This window comes from Actinomadura craniellae, from assembly GCF_003289645.1.
In the GTDB taxonomy this organism is placed as follows: Bacteria; Actinomycetota; Actinomycetes; order Streptosporangiales; family Streptosporangiaceae; genus Actinomadura_D; species Actinomadura_D craniellae.
The window spans coordinates 266722-284547 of record NZ_QLYX01000009.1 but is presented as its reverse complement, the minus strand read 5'-3'; the positions used below and the strand labels follow the sequence as shown (position 1 = coordinate 284547).

The window sequence follows — 17826 nt, the reverse complement described above, 5'->3', positions numbered from 1 at the left end:
AGCCGGACTTTACTCCCATTCATCCCACGCTGTCCGCTTGCCCCACCGGCCTCACCTGACCGGCCGCACAACGGCCCCGATCAGCGCCGCCGGCCGGCCCGCCAGACGGCCGCGGTCAGCGGAACCCCGGGCCGGTAGGCCAGGTACAGGTGCGACGGCGCGTCCAGCACTTGAACGTCGGCCCGCGCCCCCGGGGACAGCCGCCCCACATCGGTGCGGCGCAGCGCCCGGGCCCCGCCGGCGGTGGCGGCCCAGACGGCCTCGCCGGGCGTCATGCCCATCTCCCGGACCGCCAGCGCAACGCAGAACGGCATGCTGGAGGTGTAGCAGGAACCGGGGTTGCAGTCGCTCGCCAGCGCCACCGTGACGCCGGCGTCCAGCAGCCGGCGGGCGTCGGGGTAGGGCCGGTGGGTGGAGAACTCCACCCCCGGCAGCAGGGTCGCCACGGTGCTGGAGCCGGCCAGCGCGGCCACGTCCCCGTCGTCCAGGTAGGTGCAGTGATCGGCCGACGCAGCGCCGAGCTCCACCGCCAGCCGCACCCCGGGCCCGGGGCCGAGCTGGTTGGCGTGGACCCGCGGGACCAGCCCGGCCGCGGCCCCCGCGGCGAGCACCTCCCTGGCCTGGTCGGCGTCGAAGGCGCCCCGCTCGCAGAACACGTCGATCCACCGGGCGTACGGGGCGCAGGCGGCGAGCATCGCGGTGCCGACCAGCTTCACGTAGGCCGCGGGGTCGTGCGCGTACTCCGGCGCGACCACGTGCGCGCCCAGGAACGTCACCTCGTCGGCCACCTCGGCGGCGATCCGCACCGAGCGGGCCTCGTCGGCCACGGTCAGCCCGTAACCCGACTTGCACTCCACCGTGGTGGTGCCCTGCCGGGCCATCTCGTCCACCAGCCGGTGCAGCCGCGCCCGCAGCTCCTCGTCGCCGGCCGCCCGGGTCGCCGCCACCGTGGACCGGATCCCGCCCGCCGCGTACGGCTCCCCGCGCATCCGTGCGGCGAACTCCGCCGACCGGTCGCCGGCGAACACCAGGTGGGCGTGCGAGTCCACGAACCCCGGCAGCACCGCCCGCCCCGCGACGTCGTGGGACTCGTCGCAGGCGGGCGCGGCGGCGGCCGGGCCCGCCCAGGCCACCCGGTCGCCGTCCAGCACCAGCGCGGCGTCACGCAGCAGCCCCAGCGGCCCCTCCCCCACACCGGGATCGTTGGTGACCAGCTCGCCGATGCCGGTGATCAGCAGGCTCACCCCGCCACCTCCGCGATCGTGTCGCGCAGCGCGGCCGGGACGTCGCCGACCAGCAGGTGCCGGCCGTCCTGGACGATCTGGCGGCCGGAGACCACCACCGAGCGGACGTCGGCGGCGGCCGCCGCGAAGACCGCGGCCTCCGCCCCGGGCGGGGCCCCGGCCAGCCGGACCGAGCCGAACCCCAGCGTGACCAGGTCCGCGTACGCGCCCGGCTCCAGCCGGCCCGCCTGCGGCCAGCCCAGCGCCGCGTGCCCGCCGGTGGTGGCGGCGGCCAGCAGCGCGCCCGCGCTCCAGTGCCCGCGCACCCCGGTGCGCAGCCGCTCGTCCAGTTCCATCGCCCGCGCCTCCTCGAACAGGTCGATCATCGCGTGCTGGTCGGAGCCCAGGCTCAGCTCCACCCCGGCCGCGGCCAGCTCCCGGGCCGGGCCGATGCCGTCGGCCAGGTCCCGCTCGGTGGTGGGGCACATGCACACCCCGATGCCGAGGGCGCCCAGCAGCGCGATGTCGGCGGCGTCCAGGTGCGTGGCGTGCACCGCGACCGTGCGGGGGCCGAGCGCCCCGGCGCCGAGCAGCAGCCGGGTCGGGCTGGTCCCGTACGCGGCGCGGCACTCCTCGTTCTCGGCGGGCTGCTCGGACAGGTGGACGTGCAGCGGCGTCCGGTTCCGCCACGCCCAGCCGGCCACCGTGCCCAGCCGGTCGCGCGGCACGGCCCGCACCGAATGGATCGCGGCGCCCGCCCGGGCGTGCCCGCCCGTCCGCAGCGCGTCGACCCGGCGGGCCCAGGACGCGGCGGTGCCGTCGCCGAACCGCAGTTGCACGCCCTCCAGCGGGCGGCCGATCCCGCCGGTGAGGTAGCAGGCGTCGAGCAGCGTGATCCTGATCCCGGCGTCGGACGCCGCGGCGATCAGCGCCTCGCCCAGCGCGTTCGGCTCCTCGTACGGCGTGCCGTCGGGCTGGTGATGCACGTAGTGGAACTCGCCGACGCAGGTGATCCCGGCCAGCGCCATCTCGGCGTACACCGCCGTGGCCAGCGCCCGGTACGAGGCGGGGTCGAGCCGTTCGGCGACGGCGTACATCCGCTCCCGCCAGGTCCAGAACGTGCCCCGGGCGGCGTGCGTGCGCCCGCGCAGCGCCCGGTGGAACGCGTGCGAGTGCGCGTTCGCCAGCCCGGGCAGGGTCAGCCCGGGCAGCCGCACCGCGTCCGGCGGCGGCCGGCCCACCCCCGGGGTGACGGAGGCGAACCGCGGCCCGTCGGCCTCCAGCAGCACGTCGGCCGCGACCTCGTCGCCGAGCCAGGCGTGCTCCGCGTGCCAGCTCGTCACGTCCCGGCCAGCTCTTCCAGGACGGCGGCCAGCGCCGCCACCCCGGCCAGGCAGTCGGCGAGGTCGGCGTGCTCGGCCGGCGAGTGGGAGATGCCGGTCGGGTTGCGGACGAACAGCATGGCCGTCGGGACGCGGGCGGCCAGCACCCCGGCGTCGTGCCCGGCGGCGGTGGGCAGCACCTGCGCGTCGAGCAGGCGGGCCAGGCGGTCGCGCAGCCCGGCGTCGAACTCCACCGCCGCACTGTAGGACTCCTCGGCCCACTCCACCGCGACGCCGTGCTCGGTGGCGGCCCGGTCGGCGGCCCGGCCGACGTCCTCCACGATCGACCGCACCACCGGCTCGGCCGGGCCCCGCGCGTCGAGCCAGGCGGTGACGGCCGACGGGATCGCGTTCACCCCGCCGGGCACGATCTCGGCCCGGCCCACGGTGGCCACCCCGCCGTGCCGCTCGGCGGCGGCGCGGGCGGCCAGCACAGTGTGCGCGAACGGGAGCGCCGGGTCGCACCGGTCCTCCAGCAGGGTGGTCCCGGCGTGGTCGCCGCGGCCGGTGAAGTCGAACCGCCAGCGGCCGTGCGGCACGATCGAGGCCGCCACCCCCACCGGCGCGTCCAGCGCCCGGCCCTGCTCGACGTGCAGTTCGACGAAGCACCCGATCCGGCCGAGCAGGGCGTCGTCGCGGCCCAGCGCCAGCGGGTCGAGGCCGTGCCCGGCGACCACCTCGCCGAACCTGCGGCCCTCGGCGTCCCGCAGGCCGCGCGCCCGGTCCGGGTCGATCGCGCCGGTCAGCAGCCGCGAGCCCAGGCAGGCCACCCCGAACCGGGCGCCCTCCTCCTCGGCGAACGCCGCCACCCCGATCGGCCGGGCGGGGCGGACGCCCCGCTCGCGCAGCAGGTCGATCGCGGCCAGCGCGCTCACCACGCCCAGCGGGCCGTCGTAGGCGCCGCCGCCGGGCACCGAGTCCAGGTGGCTGCCGGTGACCACCGCGTCCGGGCCCGGGCCGCCCCACCAGGCGAACAGGTTGCCGTTGGCGTCGGGCTCGACGTCCAGGCCGCGGGCCGCGGCCTGGGCCAGGAACCAGGCGCGGCACTCCAGTTCCGGCCCGGTCCAGGCGAACCGCCGGTACCCGCCGTCCGGGCCCCGCCCGATCGGCTCCAGCTCCGCCCACATCTGCTCGAACGTCATCGGCTCTCGGCCATCGGGACGCGCACACCCCGGTCGCGGGCGACCCCGGCGGCGCGGTCGTACCCGGCGTCCACGTGCCGCAGCACGCCCATGCCGGGGTCGTTGGTCAGGACACGCTCCAGCTTCTGGGCGGCCAGCGGCGTGCCGTCGGCCACGCAGACCTGGCCGGCGTGCAGCGAGCGGCCCATGCCGACCCCGCCGCCGTGGTGGATCGACACCCACGACGCCCCCGAGGCCGTGTTGACCAGGGCGTTCAGCAGGGGCCAGTCGGCGATGGCGTCCGACCCGTCGGCCATCCCCTCGGTCTCCCGGTACGGGCTGGCCACCGAGCCGCAGTCGAGGTGGTCGCGGCCCAGCACGATCGGGGCGCGCACCTCGCCGCGGGCCACCAGGTCGTTGAAGACCGCCCCGGCCCGGTCGCGCTCCCCGTAGCCCAGCCAGCAGATCCGGGCGGGCAGGCCCTGGAAGCGCACCTTCTCCCGGGCCAGCCGGATCCAGCGGGCCAGCGGCTCGTTGTCGGGGAACAGTTCCAGCACCGCGCGGTCGGTGCGCTCGATGTCGGCGGGGTCGCCCGACAGCGCCGCCCACCGGAACGGGCCCTTCCCCTCGCAGAACAGCGGCCTGATGTAGGCGGGCACGAACCCGGGGAAGTCGAACGCCCGGGCGTACCCGGCCTCCAGCGCCTCGCCCCGGATCGAGTTGCCGTAGTCGAAGACCTCCGCGCCCGCGTCCATGAACCCGACCATCGCCGCGACGTGCTCCGCCATCGACTCCTGGGCGCGCCGGGCGAACCCCTCGGGGTCCTTGGCGCGGAGCGCGGCCATGTCCTCGAAGGCGACCCCGCTCGGCAGGTACGTCAGCGGGTCGTGCGCGGAGGTCTGGTCGGTGACCACGTCGATCGGGGCGCCGCGGCGCAGCAGTTCGGGGACGACGTCGGCGGCGTTGCCCAGCAGGCCGATCGACAGCGGGCGGCGCGCCGCCGCGGCGTCGGCGGCCAGCCGCAGCGCCTCGTCCAGGTCGTCGCAGCGGACGTCGCAGTAGCCGTGCCGCACCCGCCGGTCGATCCGGGACGGGTCGCACTCCACGCAGATCGCCACCCCGCCGTTCATGGTCACGGCCAGCGGCTGGGCGCCGCCCATCCCGCCCAGCCCGGCGGTCAGCGTGACGGTCCCGGCGAGCGAGCCGCCGAACCGTTTGGCGGCCACGGCGGCGAAGGTCTCGTAGGTGCCCTGCAGGATGCCCTGGGTGCCGATGTAGATCCACGAGCCGGCGGTCATCTGCCCGAACATCGTCAGGCCCAGCGCCTCCAGCCGGCGGAACTCGTCCCAGTTCGCCCACTGCGGCACCAGGTTGGAGTTGGCCAGCAGCACCCGGGGCGCCCACTCGTGGGTGCGCAGCACGCCCACCGGGCGGCCCGACTGCACCAGCAGGGTCTCGTCTTCCGCCAGGTCCCGCAGCTCGCGGACGATCGCGTCGAACGACGGCCAGTCGCGCGCCGCCTTGCCCGAGCCGCCGTACACCACCAGCGCGTCGGGGTGCTCGGCCACCTCCGGGTCGAGGTTGTTCATCAGCATCCGCAGCGCGGCCTCCTGCGGCCAGCCGCGGGCGCTCAGCGTGCTGCCGCGAGGGGCGCGGACGGGGCGCGGTCCGGTCATGGGCGGGCTCCTCTTCTCACCAGAGGGGGCCGGTGACGGCCTCCGCGGCGGCCACCAGGCTCCCGTCGTTCACCAGGGCGACGGCGGCTTCGATCTCGGGGCTCAGGTGCCGGTCGGGCCCGGGGGCGGGCACCCGGGCGCGCAGGGCGCCGACCACCGCTCCGGTGGCCGGGCCGGGGCGCAGCGGGGCGCGCAGGTCCAGCGCCCGGGCGGCGGTCAGGATCTCGATGGCGACGACCCGGGTGAGCCCGTCCACGGCCCGGCGCAGCTTGCGGGCGGCGGCCCAGCCCATCGAGACGTGGTCCTCCTGCATGGCCGAGCTGGGGATGGAGTCGACGCTGGCCGGGACGGCGAGCCGCTTGAGCTCGGCGACGATCCCCGCCTGCGTGTACTGCGCGATCATGTGCCCGGAGTCGACGCCCGGGTCGTCCGCCAGGAACGGCGGCAGCCCGTGCGACCGGCTCTTGTCGAGCATCCGGTCGGTGCGGCGCTCCGACATCGAGGCGAGGTCGGCGATCGGGATCGCCAGGAAGTCCAGCGCGTACCCGACCGGGGCGCCGTGGAAGTTGCCGTTGGACTCCACCCGGCCGTCGGGCAGCACCACCGGGTTGTCGATCGCGGCGGCCAGTTCCCGCCGGCCCACCAGTTCGGCGTGCGCCAGGGTGTCCCGGGCGGCGCCGGCGACCTGCGGGGCGCAGCGCAGCGAGTAGGCGTCCTGGACCCGGGTGCAGTCGGGCCCGCGGTGCGACTGCATGATCGGGGACTCGTCGAGCAGTGCCCGCAGGTTGGCCGCCGACAGGTCCTGGCCCGGGTGCGGGCGCAGTTCCTGGAGGTCGGCGGCGAAGACCCGGTCGGTGCCCAGCAGCGCCTCGACGCTCATCGCGGCGGCGAGGTCGGCGGCGGTCAGCAGCCGCCGCAGGTCCTGGCAGGCCAGCACCAGCATGCCGAGCATGCCGTCGGTGCCGTTGATCAGCGCCAGCCCCTCCTTGGCGCCGAGCGTCACCGGCTCCATCCCCGCCGCGCGCAGCGCCACCATGGCCGGCACCTTCCGGTGCGACAGGTCGCGGACCTCGCCCTCGCCGAGCAGGGCCAGCGCGACGTGCGCCAGCGGGGCCAGGTCGCCGGAGCAGCCCAGGCTGCCGTACTCGTGCACGACCGGGGTGATGCCCGCGTTGAGCAGCCCCGCCAGCGCGGCGGCGGTCGCCGGCCGGACCCCCGTGCGCCCGGTCGCCAGGGTGCGCAGCCGCAGCAGCATCATCGCCCGGACGACCTCGCGCTCCACCTCCGCTCCCGAGCCTGCGGCGTGCGAGCGGATCAGCGACACCTGGAGCTTGGCCCGCAGCTCCGGCGGGATGTGCCGGGTGGCCAGCGCGCCGAACCCGGTGGACACCCCGTAGACGGGCAGTGGCCGGGCGGCCAGTTCCTCGATGTGCTCGCGGGTGCCGGCCATCGCCGCCCACGCGGTGTCGGCGAGACGCACCAATGCACCGTCCCGGGCCACCATGACGACCTGTTCGAAGGTGAGCGGCTCAGGACCGACCTCTACGTCTCCCATGCGGCCTTTCCTACCCCCAAAAGGACAATCAGCGCCACTCGACCCCACAGAACCCCTTCTGTGGACACGGCACCCCTTGACACCACCACCCGTCCATCATGATCCTTCAGGATCAGATACGCCATACCGCCCCGAGAACCGAAGGATCATCGTGGATCCACCCCTGCAACGCGTGATCCTTCAGCTTTCGGCGCACCATGGCGCCTCGGATCCTGAGGCGCTACAGCGCACCGGAAGCTGAAGGATCACGGTCGGATGGCGGATGGGCGGAGCCCCGGCACGCGGGCCGGGGCTCCGGTCGGGCGGTGCGGGCCTCCGCGGGGTTACCCGAGGGTGGTGCCGGTGCGGCGCTCGCTCAGGTCCCAGAGGCGGTCGGCCGCGTCCGGGTCGAGCGCGTGGGACGCCACGCCCTTGAGCGTCACGTCGAAGCCGTTCTCGCCCGGGGACATCGGCCGGGCGATGTCGGAGTTCTCGCAGTAGACGCCGCCCAGCCCGTCGAGCCGCGGGCTCGTCGCGCACCAGACGTTGGTCGCCGCGCCCTGCTCGACCGTCTTCAGGTCCCGCTCCGGGTCGGTGATGACGTTGCCGGCCTCGTCGAAGGCGCCGGTCGCCTGGAGGTCCTCGGCCGAGAGGTGGCGCTTGAGGTCGGTGTCCGCGATGGTGCCGGGGTGCAGGGAGAAGGCGCGCACCCCGGCGGACCTGCCGCGCTCGTCCAGCGCGACCGCGAAGAGGACGTTGGCCGTCTTCGCCTGGCCGTAGGCCGACCAGCGCTCGTACTCGCGGCGCTCGAAGTCGATGTCGTCGAACACGACGGGCGAGAGGCGGTGCCCGCGCGAGGACACCGAGACCACCCGCGCCCCGCCGGCCCGGCGCAGGGCGGGCCAGAGCCGCGCCGTGAGCTGGAAGTGCCCCAGGTGGTTCGTCGCGAACTGCGCCTCGTATCCCCGCGCGTCGCGGGCCAGCGGGGAGGCCATGATCCCCGCGTTGTTCACCAGGATGTGCAGGGGGCGGCCGGAGGCGAGGAACCGCTCGGCGAAGGCGTCGACCGAGGCCGGGGCGATCAGGTCCAGCGCCTCGATCTCGACCCCGTCGAGTCCCTTCAGCGCGGCCGTGGCCTTCTCGCGGTCGCGCACCGGGACGACGACCTCGGCGCCCGCGGAGCGCAGCGCCCGCGTGGTCTCCAGGCCGAGGCCGGAGTAGCCGCCGGTGACGATCGCGACCTTGCCGGACAGGTCGATGCCCTCGATGACGTCGGCGGCGGTGGCCGCGGCGCCGAAACCGGAACCGAGGGGCTGCTGCGAAGTGGTCATGGCATGGATCTCCTAGTATCGGACTGTCTCAAATCACCGTACGTCCGGCATTTCGGACGCAGAATGCTCAGGAGTCCGCAGAACTTGCGCGCTGGTACGGATCTGAGCGCCGACCCTCTCTCCGAGACGCTCGCGCTCATCGACGCCCGATGCGTCCTCTCCCGCGGGCTCGTCGCCGGGGGCGCGTGGGCCATGCGCTTCTCCCCGCCGGGCCGGCTCAAGATCACCGCAGTGGTGCGGGGATCCTGCCGGCTGACCCTCGACGGCACGGAACGGACCGTCCCGCTGGTGGCCGGGGACGTGGTCGTGTTCAACGGCGGGAACTCCTTCGTCCTCGCCGGCGGTCCGGCCGCGCGGCCGGTGGACGCGTCGGCGGCCTTCGCGGCCTCCCCCGGCCCCGTGGCCGACCTCGGCCAGGGCCGGGACACCGTCTTCGTCGGCGGCCACATCGACCTGGGCCCGGCCGGCGACGAGCTGCTGGTCCAGGCCCTCCCGCCGCTGATCCACGTCCGCGCCACCGCGGACGAGGCCCCCGTGCTGCGCTGGCTGCTCGACCGGATCCTCCAGGAGATGACGACCGGCCGGGCCGGCTCCGGCTTCGCGTCGGACCAGCTCTCGCAACTCGTGTTCGTCCAGGTGCTGCGCACCTACCTCGCCGACTCGCAGGCGCTCCCCGCCGGATGGCTGCGGGCCCTCGCCGACGAGCGCATCGCCCCCGCCCTGCGCCTGATGCACAGCGACCCGGGGCACCCCTGGCAGCTCGGGGAACTCGCCAGGTCGGCGGCCATGTCCCGGACCGCCTTCGCCACCCGCTTCAAGGCCGTGGCCGGCGTCCCGCCACTGACCTACCTGACCGACTGGCGCATGCGCCTCGCCCGGCGCGCCCTGCGCGAGGAGGACACCCCGCTGTCCGCCCTCGCCCGCTCCCTCGGCTACACCTCCGAAAGCGCCTTCAGCACCGCCTTCAAACGCGCGGTCGGCGTCGCCCCGAAGCGCTACCGCGACACCGCCCGGGGCTCCGGGCGGCAGTGACTCGCCAGGTGGCTCACGAGACGGACGCGAAGAGCTCCTCGGCGCCGGTGATCGAACTTTCCAGCGCCGCGGGATCAGGGCGCAGCCCCGCCACGATGCCGTCGACGCCGCGCAGCCCGGCCCGCCGCAGCAGCGCCTTCTCGTTGGTCGTCCACTCGCCGCGGGCCGCGAGGATCGCGTGCGCCGTCTGCGCCGCCGCGGTGGCCAGGGCGCCGGCCACCTCGGTCAGCCGGCCGTGCGGCGCGTGGTTGGCCTTCGCGTACCCCAGGGTCAGCTGCGCGGCGCCGCGCCAGTACTTCGGCGCCGTCTCGCGCAGCGGCTCCGGGTATCCGGCGGGACGGGGCAGTTCGCCGTGCAGCACCCGGTTGACGGCGAGTTCGGCGACGACCAGGTAGCTGGGGATGCCGGCGAGGTGGAACAGCAGCGGCTCCCAGTGGAACCGCCCCCGCTCCGCCTCCGCGAGCTCGTGCTCGACGACGTCCAGGTCCCGGTAATGGACGTCCACGCGGCGCCCTTCGACGGTCAGCCAGGCCCCGCCGTTGAACACGCCGCCGCCCCAGGCGCCGAGCTCGGAGACCTCACCAGGCAGCCCGAGCACCCGCAGGTCACCGGGCTCGAACCCGCCCCGGTAGTAGATGGCGAGGTCCCAGTCGCTGTCCGGCCGGTGCGTCCCCTGCGCACGCGACCCGCCCAGCGCGACGGCCCGCACCCCGGGCAGCCCGGCAAGCCGATCAGTAAGGCGGACGAGGAAAACCCGATCGTCGTCGGTGACGTTCATGAGAGACCCGATGCGCTGGAAGTACGGCACCCGCGCCGAAAGCGATCACCCACGCCTCGCCGCCGGACCCACAGGTGAGCGGACCCAGCCGAACCTACCGCAGACCACCGCTCACTGACCGTTGAGGATGGGTGGGGTGACAGCCACGCCCGCCCGAGCCGCCGGCCTCCGCCGGGATCAGGCGTTCGTCAGGTCGAAGAGCGCGAGCGCACGGTCCGGATCCAGATAGAGGCGGCGGCTGTCTTCGCTCTGCGGAGGCGCCTGGTCGTACGCGTCGCTGTGCAACCAGCGGACGTCGCCGGGCACGAATTTCGCCAGGGCCGGCCAGACCTGCGGTTCCGACTCCGAGGCCGCTGCCACCGGCCGCCAGTCGTATCGTGCGGCGAGCGAACGCGCGTCCTCCGGGCGTAGCCGGACGACTCCCTGGTACGTCCGGTCCGTCGGCCCGGGCACGCTGCGTGAGCAGGGATTGCCGAGTGCGCGGACCTGCCAGTGGATCTCGACGTACCGTCCCAGGCCGGGCAGCTCCCCGGCGGGTTCCCAGCGGCTGGTCCGCACCTTCGCCTCGCCGGCCTTCAACTGGTCCGCACAGCGCGGATCAGAGGTGGCCATGACCGTTGCAACGATGACGGCCGCCACGACTCCGCCGATCAGCCCGACGGCCACCACGGCCCAACCCAGCCTCGCCACCACACCAGGGTAAAGGTCCGCCGGTCGACGGCGAGGCCCCCGCCGCGGGTGCGGCGGGGGCCTCGGGCCGGGTCGGTGGGGTCAGGCCAGGCCGGCCTTCTTGAGCCACTCGGCGGCGACGTCCTCGGGGTCGGCCTTGTCGACCAGCATCTTGGTGTTCATCGACAGCAGGTCCTGGGTGGTGAGCTTGGCGGAGATCGCGTTGAGCGTCGTCCGGACCGTGTCGTTGACCTTCGCCTTGGCCACCAGGGGGGTCACGTTCTGCGCGGGGAAGACGTTCTTGGGGTCCTCCAGCGCGACGAAGTTGTTCCTGGTGATCGCGGCGTCGGTGGTGAACAGGTTCGCGACCTGGATGTCGCCCTTCTTCAGCGCGTCCACGGTGAGCGGGCCGCCGGTGTCCAGCGGCTTGAACTCCTTGAACTCCAGGCCGTACTTCTCCTTGAGGCCGACCAGGCCGGCCTGCCGGGTCTTGAACTCCGAGGGGCCGCCGAACACCAGGTTCTTGGCCTGGGCCTTCAGGTCCTCGATCGTCTTGAGCCCGTACTTGGCCGCGGTCTCCTGGGTGACGGTGACGGCGTCCTTGTCCTCGGCGGGGGCCGAGTCGAGGATCTCCAGCGCCGGCGGCAGCTTCTGCTTCAGCGCGGCGTTGACGTCGGCGGTCGTCGCCGCGGTGGCCGTCTTGTCGACGTGCAGCAGCAGGTTGCCGTTGTACTCGGGGAAGAGCGTGATCGCGCCCCGCTCGAGTTCCTTGTAGTAGACCTCACGGGTGCCGATCTTGAGCTTGCGCTGGACCTTGACGCCCTTCTTCTCCAGCGCCTGGGCGTAGATCTCGGCCAGTGCCAGGTTCTCGGGGAAGTCGGCGGAGCCGATGACGACGTCGCCGCCGCCTCCCCCGCCGGAGCCGTCGTTCTTCAGCGGGTCATCGCCTCCGCCGCCGCAGGCGGTCAGGGTCAGCGCGGCGGCCAGCGCCAGCGCCGCGCCACGGATCATCCGGGACATACAGGGGTTCCTTCCTCGGGACTTTCAGTGCGAAGCGCTCAGGCGTACCCCGGGTGAGACGGAAAGCCGGTGCAGCCCGGTGAAGATCAGCTGGATCAGGAAGGCCAGCGCGATCACCAGGATCGCGCCGCCCGCCGTGGAGTCGTACTCCTGCCGTTTGAGGCCGTCGATGATGTAGCGGCCGAGCCCGCCGAGCCCGACGTACGCGGCGATGGTCGCGGTGGACACGATCTGGATCGCCGCGGTGCGCATACCGAGCAGGACCAGCGGCAGCGCCACCGGGATCTCGACCCGCCACAGCACCTGGCTGCCGGTCATCCCCATCCCCTCGGCGGCGTCCCGGATCTGCGGCTCGACCTGCCGGACGCCGGTGTAGGCGTTGACCAGGACCGGCGGGACCGCGAGCACCACCAGCGGGACGAGCGTGGGCCCGACACCGCTGCCGGCCAGCAGCACCGCCAGGATCAGCAGGCCCAGCGTGGGCAGCGCCCGGGCCCCGTTGGCGGACGAGACCACGGCGAACCCGAGCGCCGCGGCCGCCCGGCCGCGCCGCACGTGCCCCAGGGCCAGCCCCAGCGGCAACGCGATCACCAGCGTGATCGCGAACGCCAGCCCGGAGTACCACAGGTGCTCCAGCAGCCGCTGTGGGATGCCGTCGGGCCCGGACCACTGCTCGGACTGCCCGAACCACCGCAGTGCGTTGAGGATCGCGTTCATCGGCGGCTCCGGGAAGCGCGCGCCCGCAGACGCCGGGGATCGCCCGTGCTCACCGGCGACGCCGGGCGAGACGCCCGCAGGTACCGAAGGTCACCCGCGCTCACCAGCGGTTCCGGGGGGTACGCCCGCGGACACCGGGGGTCGCCCGTGCTCATTGGCGGCTCCAGGGGGTGAGCAGCCGCTGGACCAGGATGAGCAGGCCGTCGGCGGCCACGGCCAGCAGGATGGTGAGCACCACGCCCGCGATGATCGGGGTCGGGAAGTCGCGGTTGAACCCGTCGGTGAACAGCTCGCCCAGCCCGCCGATGCCGATCAGGGCGCCCACGCTGACCAGGCTGATGTTGGAGACGGTCGCCACCCGCAGCCCGGCCATCACCACCGGTACCGCGATCGGCAGCTCCACCTGCACCAGCCGGCGCAGCGGGCCGAACCCCATCGCGACGGCGGCCTGCCGGACGTGGTCGGGCACCGCGCGCAACCCGTCCACCACCCCGGGGACCAGCACCGACAGGGTGTAGAGGGCCAGCGGGATCATCACGGTGGTGTGGCTCAGCCCGGTGAACGCGATGAGCACCACGAACAGCGCGATGGCTGGCAGCGCGTACAGCAGGCTGGTGACGGCCAGCACCGGCGGGTAGATCCACCGCCAGCGGGCGCAGGCCAGCCCCACCGGCAGCGCGATCACCAGGCCGATCACCACCGGGACCACCGACAGGTAGACGTGGTCGGCGAGCATCCCGCCGATGTCGTCGGCGTTGCGGGCGAGCCAGTCCCAGCGGATCAGCGGCTCGTCGTCCGCGGGCGCGGCGATCACCGCGCGCTCTCCCGGCCGATCGCGTTCGTCAGGTCGAGCGGGCTCGCCACCCCGACCACCACCCCGTCGTCGTCGACGCCGACGGCCAGGCCGGACGGCGACAGGACGGCGGCGTCCAGGGCGGCCCGCGCCGAGTCGGCCCGGACGTTGAACGTGTGCCCCAGCGGCGCCCGCGGCATGTGCTGGAGGGACCGGTCGGTGGCCAGCCCGGACACCGCGACCCAGCCCAGCGGCCGGCGCCCGGAGTCGGTCAGCAGCACCCAGTCGGCACCGGTGGCCCGGGCCTCGGCCACCGAGGCGTTTTCCGGCAGCACGGCGCGGTCGTCCAGTTCCAGTTCGGCGGCCGGGACGAACGACAGCCGCCGGATGCCCCGGTCGTAGCCGATGAAGTCGGCCACGAAGTCGTCGGCGGGGGCGGCGAGCAGGTTCTTGGGCGTGTCGAACTGCACCAGCTTGCCGCCGGTGCGGAACACCGCGATCCGGTCGCCCATCTTGATCGCCTCGTCGATGTCGTGGGTGACGAAGACGATGGTCTTGTGCAGTTCGGCCTGGAGCCGCAGGAACTCGGCCTGCAGCTCGCCGCGGACCACCGGGTCGACGGCGCTGAACGGCTCGTCCATCAGCATGATCGGCGGGTCGGCGGCCAGCGCCCGGGCCACGCCGACCCGCTGCTGCTGCCCGCCGGAGAGCTGGGCGGGGTAGCGCCCGGCCAGCGCGGGGTCCAGCCCCACCCGCTCCATCAGCTCCCGGGCTCGGGCGCGGGCGCGCTTCTTTCCTTCCCCCAGCAGGTAGGGGACGGTCGCGATGTTGTCGGCGATCGTCCGGTGCGGGAACAGGCCCGCCTGCTGGATGACGTAGCCGATGCCCCGGCGCAGCTCGGCGGGCGGCCGGTCGCGCACGTCGGCGCCGTCGATCAGCACCCGACCCGAGGTGGGCTCGACCATCCGGTTGACGGTGCGCAGCGCGGTGGTCTTGCCGCCGCCCGACGTCCCCACGAAGACGGTGATCTCGCCGGTGGCGCACTCCAGGCTGACGTCGTCGAGGGCCACGGTCCCGTCGGGGAAACGCTTGCTGACACCCTCAAAGGTGATCACTTGGTTCACTTCCCCGTGGGCGCCGATGGACTGTGCCGGATGTCAAGATAGCGAACCGATCTTTCCCCTACCTCGCACCAGAAACATAGGAATTTTCCCTATATTACCGACCTGGATAGTTTGCTGGCGACACGCTCACCACCACCGTTCAGCGAATCCAGCGTAGTCCCCGGGTGTGACAGCGGGCCGTCACCAGTTCGGGGCCGGGCCGGTGGAGGGGCGGACGCGCAGGGACGGGGTGCGGACGATCCGGTGGTGGGCGGAGGGCTCGTCGATGGTGTCGACGACCAACTGGACGGCGTCGGTGACGATGCCCTCGATGTTCCAGTCGACGCTGGTCAGCGGCGGGGTGAGCAGGGCGGAGACGGGGTGGTCGTCGTACCCGCAGACCGAGATGTCGCCGGGGACGGCCAGGCCGAGGGCGCGGGTGGCGGCGTAGACGCCGTAGGCGATGGAGTCGGAGAAGCAGAAGACGGCGGTGGGCCGGCCGGGGCCGGCCAGCAGGGCGGTGGCCGCGGCGGTGGTCTGCGGGATCGCCTGGCCGGCGGTGACGAGGGTGGCCTCGACGCCCAGCCGGGCGGCCTCGGCCTCGACGTGGACGTCGGCGGGGCGGTCGGGGGTGCTCGGCCGGGTGGGGGTGAACACGGCGATCCGGCGGTGGCCCAGCCCGTACAGGTGCTCCAGCGCGAGGGTGACGCCGTGCCGGTTGTCGAACACCACCTCGCCCTGGTCGCGGACGCCGGGCAACGCGTCGCCGACCGACACCACCGGCAGGTGCTCGGCGAGTTCGGTCCAGAAGCCCGCCGCGGGGTCGACCGGCTGCACGATCAGCCCGTCCACCCGCTGGTCGCGCAGCCGCAGGGCCAGGGCCTGCTCGCGGGCCGGGTCGCCGGCGGCGTCGAGGATCAGGGCGTAACGGTCGCGGGCCAGCAGCGCCCGCCCGATGCCGACGGCCAGCGACTGCTGCCAGTAGTCCTCCAGCGAGCCGCAGAGCAGACCGACCATGCCGGTGCGCCCGCTGGCCAACGCCCGGGCGATCGGGTGCGCCTCGTAGCCCAGTTCGGCGGCGGCCCGGCGCACCCGCTCCTGGGTCTGCGCCGAGGTCTGGATGCCGCGCAACGCGTACGACACGGCAGCGGGCGACAGGCCCGTGGCCCGTGCCACCTCACGGATCGTCGCACGCTTGGAGCTGCGAGGCACCTTTCCACCCTAAGCCGGGGGTCCGACAGACCCCGCGGCCCGGGTCGCCGGACGGCGGCTCCGGATCAGGGGGCCGCGGCGCGGGCGGGCTCCGGCTCCGCGGGGACGGGTTCGCGGCGCGGCGGCGGGACGGTCGGGAGGGGGTCGGCGCGCAGCCGGTCCAGGGAGGCGAGCAGGCGGGGCCGCATCCAGGCCGTGCCGGGGACCTCGACCAGCCGGTAGATCGCGTACGCCAGCAGCAGGGACGCCGCCGTGAGCACGGCCAGCGCGGCCCACCGGTTCAGCCCCGGGTACACCGCGTCCAGCAGGGGCAGGGCGAGCTGCGCGTGGGTCAGGTACAGCGGGTAGGTCAGCGCGCCGAGCACGGTGAGGCCGCGCCAGCGCAGCCACGACAGCCGGCCGGTGGCGACCAGGATCATGACGATGAACAGCACGGTGATGACGGCCGCCACCACCGGCTCCTCGCCGCGCGACCAGGCGGGGGACGCCTCCACCCGCCAGGCGCCCCAGTGCAGCGACAGCAGCCAGGTCACCGCGACGAAGCCCCACAGCAGCAGCGACGGCCCCGCCCGGTAGATCAGGTAGAGCGCCATGCCCGCGATGAAGTACATGTTCCAGGTGGGGATGAGCATCACCTGGAGCAGCTTGTTGTCGGCCTCGTTGGCGAACAGCCCCAGGAACATCCAGGACGCCATGAAGATCACGCAGGTGCGGTAGGTGAGCCCGATCGCCACCAGCCCGGCGATGAGCATGTAGAAGTGCAGCTCGACCCAGAGCGTCCAGAAGACGGAGTCGATGTTGCCGACGCCCACCCCGGCCTGGAGCATCGTCAGGTTGGGGATCATCCGCGCGACGGTGCCCTGCCCCAGCCCGAAGACCTGGTAGACGAACACGCCGAACAGCACCGCGACCCAGTAGGCGGGCATCAGCCGCACCACCCGGGAGACCCCGAAGGAGCCCAGCCCGCGCCCCCACGCGCTCATCAGGATGACGAAGCCGCTGATCATGAAGAACAGGTCGACGCCCAGGTAGCCGTAACGGGTCACCTGATCCATTCCCGGGAAGGTCTCCGCCGCCGACTCGGGCCAGGGACCCTTGCCCGCGAAGCCGGTGAAATGGAAGAGCAGTACCCCCAGCGCCGCCAGAAAGCGGAGCAGGTCGAGTTCCCGGAGTCGATTTGCCTGAGCCACCCGCGAACACTGCCGAGGTCCCGTGACCGGTTCCCCACGGGGCGGTGACCGAGGGGTTAACGCCCGTCATACGGGTCGGGCCAGAACCACGGAGAAGTCCCCGGCCCGGTCGGTCCACCGGGCCGCCGGGAACAGCCCGGCCGCGCCGAGTTCCGCGGTGAGCCGGTCGGGGCGGAACTTGGCCGAGATCTCGGTGCGCATCTCCTCCCCGGCGGCGAACCCGACCTCCAGGTCGAGCCGGTCGATCCGCACGCTCTGGTCCATGATCGAGCGCAGCCGCATCTCGATCCACTCGTCGGCGGCGTTCCAGAGCGCGACGTGCTCGAAGGCCGCCGGGACGAAGTCGGCCGCCAGCTCCCGGTTGATCACGTGCAGCACGTTGCGGTTGAACTCGGCGGTCACCCCGGCCGCGTCGTCGTAGGCCCGGACCAGCCGCTGCTCGCCCTTGACCAGGTCCACCCCCAGCAGCAGCGCGTCGCCCTCCGACATCGTGGCGGCCAGCCGGGCGAGGAAACCGATCCGGGCCGCCGGGGGCATGTTGCCGATCGTCCCGCCCAGGAACGCCACCAGCCGGTTCCGCCCGGCGGGCAGCAGGTGCAGGTGCTGCTCGTAGTCGGCCGCCACGGGCCGGACGGTCAGCGCCGGGTAGTCCCGGGCGATCTGCCCGGCCGCGGCGGCGAGGAAGTCCCCGCTCACGTCCACCGGGACGTACTCCCGCAGCGTGCCGGCCGACGAGAGCGCGTCGAGCAGCAGCCGGGTCTTCTCGCCCGAGCCCGCGCCCAGCTCCAGCAGGGTCTCCGCACCGCTCAGCGCGGCGATCTCGGCCGCCTGGTCGGTGAGGATCTCCCGCTCCCGCCGGGTCGGGTAGTACTCCGGCAGCCGGGTGATCTCCTCGAACAAGGCGCTGCCCCGCTCGTCGTAGAACCACTTGGGCGGCAGGACCTTGGGGTCGGTGGTGAGCCCGGCGCGCACGTCCTCGCGCAGCGCCTTGTCGAGATCGTCGGCGGTCAGGAAGCGGTCCACGAAGGTCTCCTCGAAATGGTCG

The 17826-nt window shown here is 73.8% G+C and carries 16 protein-coding genes; 1 reads left to right on the top strand and 15 read right to left on the bottom strand.

Features of this window, described 5'->3' with window-relative positions:
- Window positions 1-80 precede the first annotated feature (80 nt).
- From hutI to DPM19_RS20825, 6 genes are all read right to left on the bottom strand, one after another.
- Complete coding sequence (hutI, locus tag DPM19_RS20850; RefSeq protein WP_111869624.1) at window positions 81-1244, bottom strand: imidazolonepropionase; 1164 nt, start codon at window positions 1242-1244, stop codon at window positions 81-83.
- Complete coding sequence (locus tag DPM19_RS20845; RefSeq protein ID WP_111869623.1) at window positions 1241-2566, bottom strand: formimidoylglutamate deiminase; 1326 nt, start codon at window positions 2564-2566, stop codon at window positions 1241-1243. Before DPM19_RS20845 ends, hutI begins: the two co-directional genes overlap by 4 nt.
- Complete coding sequence (locus DPM19_RS20840) at window positions 2563-3747, bottom strand: allantoate amidohydrolase (protein ID WP_111869622.1); 1185 nt, start codon at window positions 3745-3747, stop codon at window positions 2563-2565. Before DPM19_RS20840 ends, DPM19_RS20845 begins: the two co-directional genes overlap by 4 nt.
- Window positions 3744-5402 (bottom strand): urocanate hydratase, encoded by a 1659-nt coding sequence (gene hutU, locus DPM19_RS20835; RefSeq protein ID WP_111869621.1) that lies wholly within the window; start codon window positions 5400-5402, stop codon window positions 3744-3746. The genes DPM19_RS20840 and hutU overlap by 4 nt, the downstream gene beginning before the upstream one ends.
- Before the next feature lie 16 nt (window positions 5403-5418).
- Window positions 5419-6957 (bottom strand): histidine ammonia-lyase, encoded by a 1539-nt coding sequence (gene hutH / locus DPM19_RS20830; protein WP_111869620.1) that lies wholly within the window; start codon window positions 6955-6957, stop codon window positions 5419-5421.
- A 323-nt stretch (window positions 6958-7280) separates the two neighbouring features.
- Complete coding sequence (locus DPM19_RS20825) at window positions 7281-8267, bottom strand: oxidoreductase (RefSeq protein ID WP_111869619.1); 987 nt, start codon at window positions 8265-8267, stop codon at window positions 7281-7283.
- Between the two features lie 84 nt (window positions 8268-8351).
- On the opposite strand from DPM19_RS20825, the gene DPM19_RS20820 reads away from it, so the two are divergent.
- Window positions 8352-9299 carry an AraC family transcriptional regulator gene (locus tag DPM19_RS20820; RefSeq protein WP_233510532.1) on the top strand — a complete coding sequence of 316 codons (948 nt, stop codon included), beginning with the start codon at window positions 8352-8354 and terminating at the stop codon, window positions 9297-9299.
- Window positions 9300-9312: 13 nt separating this feature from the next.
- On the opposite strand, the gene DPM19_RS20815 is transcribed toward DPM19_RS20820, so the two are convergent.
- The 9 genes from DPM19_RS20815 to egtD all read right to left on the bottom strand — a co-directional run bounded on the left by DPM19_RS20815 (window position 9313) and on the right by egtD (window position 17804).
- Entirely contained in the window at window positions 9313-10077 is a 765-nt protein-coding gene (locus tag DPM19_RS20815) for a nucleotidyltransferase domain-containing protein (RefSeq protein WP_111869677.1), read from the bottom strand.
- A gap of 177 nt (window positions 10078-10254) precedes the next feature.
- On the bottom strand, window positions 10255-10767 hold the full coding sequence (locus DPM19_RS20810) for a hypothetical protein (protein WP_146778929.1): 513 nt from the start codon (window positions 10765-10767) through the stop codon (window positions 10255-10257).
- An 81-nt stretch (window positions 10768-10848) separates the two neighbouring features.
- Window positions 10849-11766: an ABC transporter substrate-binding protein gene (locus DPM19_RS20805; protein WP_199485194.1), complete on the bottom strand. Its 918-nt coding sequence runs from the start codon at window positions 11764-11766 to the stop codon at window positions 10849-10851.
- A gap of 24 nt (window positions 11767-11790) precedes the next feature.
- On the bottom strand, window positions 11791-12483 hold the full coding sequence (locus tag DPM19_RS20800) for an ABC transporter permease (protein WP_111869617.1): 693 nt from the start codon (window positions 12481-12483) through the stop codon (window positions 11791-11793).
- Between the two features lie 151 nt (window positions 12484-12634).
- Entirely contained in the window at window positions 12635-13297 is a 663-nt protein-coding gene (locus tag DPM19_RS20795; protein ID WP_233510531.1) for an ABC transporter permease, read from the bottom strand.
- Complete coding sequence (locus DPM19_RS20790) at window positions 13294-14391, bottom strand: ABC transporter ATP-binding protein (RefSeq protein WP_111869616.1); 1098 nt, start codon at window positions 14389-14391, stop codon at window positions 13294-13296. Before DPM19_RS20790 ends, DPM19_RS20795 begins: the two co-directional genes overlap by 4 nt.
- 189 nt (window positions 14392-14580) lie before the next feature.
- On the bottom strand, window positions 14581-15555 hold the full coding sequence (locus DPM19_RS20785) for a LacI family DNA-binding transcriptional regulator (protein ID WP_233510530.1): 975 nt from the start codon (window positions 15553-15555) through the stop codon (window positions 14581-14583).
- Window positions 15556-15656: 101 nt separating this feature from the next.
- Window positions 15657-16781, bottom strand: coding sequence for an acyltransferase family protein (locus DPM19_RS20780; protein ID WP_111869614.1), 1125 nt, complete (start codon window positions 16779-16781; stop codon window positions 15657-15659).
- 66 nt (window positions 16782-16847) lie between these two features.
- Entirely contained in the window at window positions 16848-17804 is a 957-nt protein-coding gene (egtD, locus tag DPM19_RS20775) for an L-histidine N(alpha)-methyltransferase (RefSeq protein WP_111869613.1), read from the bottom strand.
- Window positions 17805-17826: the final 22 nt, after the last annotated feature.

Coding starts and splice junctions, on each gene's coding strand:
- DPM19_RS20805 (WP_199485194.1), bottom strand. CDS start 11,766: ATGTCCCGGATGATCCGTGGCGCGGCGCTGGCGCTGGCCGCCGCGCTG.
- DPM19_RS20840 (WP_111869622.1), bottom strand. CDS start 3,747: ATGACGTTCGAGCAGATGTGGGCGGAGCTGGAGCCGATCGGGCGGGGC.
- DPM19_RS20815 (WP_111869677.1), bottom strand. CDS start 10,077: ATGAACGTCACCGACGACGATCGGGTTTTCCTCGTCCGCCTTACTGAT.
- DPM19_RS20800 (WP_111869617.1), bottom strand. CDS start 12,483: ATGAACGCGATCCTCAACGCACTGCGGTGGTTCGGGCAGTCCGAGCAG.
- hutU (WP_111869621.1), bottom strand. CDS start 5,402: ATGACCGGACCGCGCCCCGTCCGCGCCCCTCGCGGCAGCACGCTGAGC.
- DPM19_RS20825 (WP_111869619.1), bottom strand. CDS start 8,267: ATGACCACTTCGCAGCAGCCCCTCGGTTCCGGTTTCGGCGCCGCGGCC.
- hutH (WP_111869620.1), bottom strand. CDS start 6,957: ATGGGAGACGTAGAGGTCGGTCCTGAGCCGCTCACCTTCGAACAGGTC.